Here is a 1,749-nt window from a genome sequence, read left to right as displayed (position 1 = left end):
AATCCCGGCAGAAAGGAAGGAGGAGAAGAGATGAAAGTTATCAGAATGGTTACTACTTACGGGCATAACCCCGTGAGCGAGGAACACAAAATGAAGGCTCTATATGCGGCTGCGGATAGCGTATTTGCGCTGCCGCCATATGAGCAGGTATTGTTTTTCCGGGATGGCGGCCCGGAGCCAGAGATGCCCCCTTGTGTGGTCGGCACCCCTGGCGGTTTTTACGCCGTCGGGCGGATGAAGGATGCAACCGAAATGTCGTCTGTCCGTATCGTCACGGACGGGGGTAGGGAGATTGTAGTCGAGCAGAACCGGGTGACGGTGAATTTCCGCACCGGTTTGCGCGGCCCATCCATAGAGGCCGCCCGCCTAGTGCTGGAGCACCTGCACCAGCACACGATTGACGAGATTTGCTTTATCGATCTGGAGGATGGCCGCCATATCTCCGACGCGGACATCGCGCCGGAAGAGGTAGCCTAATCCGGCCTGGCCGGGAGCCGATAATCCCGGCAGAAAGGAAAAATATCACGGGTGGCGACCTACCGCCAGGAGGTAATCTTATGGATCGTAAAGTGTTTAGCAGTGACGAGATCGTGAAAAAACGTAACTATGCCGACCTGGCAGAATACGGTGACTTCGTGGCCCGCTATATTATAGTGGACCCGGAAAATCCTGTATTTATAAAGGCGGTGGGCTCTCTCTACACGCAACCCAACCACCTGCCGGAAGCGATCGAAATAGAAAACGCCGAACTTGAAATCGAACTTTCGCCCTTCTGGGCTCCCGATGATGAAACGGATCTCGACTGGCCGCCGCCGGAAGTTGTGCGGAAGATGTCCGCTTCGGAGCTGTTCCAAGCGCCTTGGTTCGCTTGGCAGTCTGAGCAGATTCCCGAACACTGGGAATATTAGTCCGTTGCTCCGGCCCCCCGGAGGGGGGCCGCATGGAGCGGACTACCCGCTACTACGGTGCCCCCTGCCGGACCAGGGGGAAGGAGGAGGAAGGCACATGAAGCAGATCATCGGCGTGGAGGATATCCCCGGCATCAGCCACATGGAGAAGGGTATCGCGCCCTACCGCGTCCCACGTCTGGAACTTACCGTTACCCCCATCATGAGGGACGCTTTGACGATCGCCCCAGCGCCCTCCGGCAGCGAGGGCCGCCCCCGGGCCGTCACATCCCCCATCGCCGCAGCGGGGATGGTGATGGACTTCCTGCGCTTCAAGCGGAGGGAGCACTTTATAGTCCTGCTCCTGGACACGAAAAACCGTGTCCAGGGATATGAGATCGTTTCGGTGGGGAGCCTGAACGCCTCTATAGTACACCCCCGCGAGGTATTCTGCCTCCCGGTCCGAGAGTGCGCCGCTTCGGTAATCCTGGTGCACAACCACCCCAGCGGCGATCCCTCTCCCAGCCAGGAAGATCTGGAGGTAACGAGGCGCCTGGTGGAGGCCGGCAATATTCTGGGGATTGCCGTACGGGATCACATTATTATCGGTGATGGTTGTTACTTCAGCTTTAAAGAGAAAGGCTTGCTTTAAATTACACGGCCCGCCGGAGTTTGCCCGGCAAGACCGGAATGGCGGCCACCCGGTTAAACAACGCCGCCACCAGACAACAATTGAAGGGAGGATCTAAAATGCGTTACCCCGTGGACGACCATATCCTCCATCGCTGCATCGCTATCGCGCTTACTCAAAAGCGCTTTATACGCAGCAGCCTCAAGGAGCTATTATTTGACGCAGGGCTAT

The 1,749-nt window shown here is 57.4% G+C and carries 3 protein-coding genes; all 3 read left to right on the top strand.

Annotated features, from left to right (window positions below):
- Positions 1–477, top strand: a 477-nt coding sequence (locus ACE4YL_RS02245) for a hypothetical protein (RefSeq protein WP_461369101.1), incomplete at its 5' end; no start/stop codon positions are given.
- A gap of 80 nt (positions 478–557) precedes the next feature.
- Positions 558–908, top strand: a complete 351-nt coding sequence (locus tag ACE4YL_RS02240) for a hypothetical protein (protein ID WP_461369100.1) — start codon at positions 558–560, stop codon at positions 906–908.
- A gap of 97 nt (positions 909–1,005) precedes the next feature.
- The gene (gene radC / locus ACE4YL_RS02235) at positions 1,006–1,539 is read left to right on the top strand and encodes a RadC family protein (RefSeq protein WP_461369099.1); all 534 of its coding nucleotides are present in this window, start codon (positions 1,006–1,008) and stop codon (positions 1,537–1,539) included.
- Positions 1,540–1,749: the final 210 nt, after the last annotated feature.

The sequence above is a fragment of the Candidatus Darwinibacter acetoxidans genome (genome assembly GCF_041936445.1).
Lineage (GTDB): Bacteria > Bacillota > Limnochordia > Darwinibacteriales > Darwinibacteriaceae > DTU010.
This window is presented reverse-complemented; position numbering and strand designations above follow the sequence as displayed.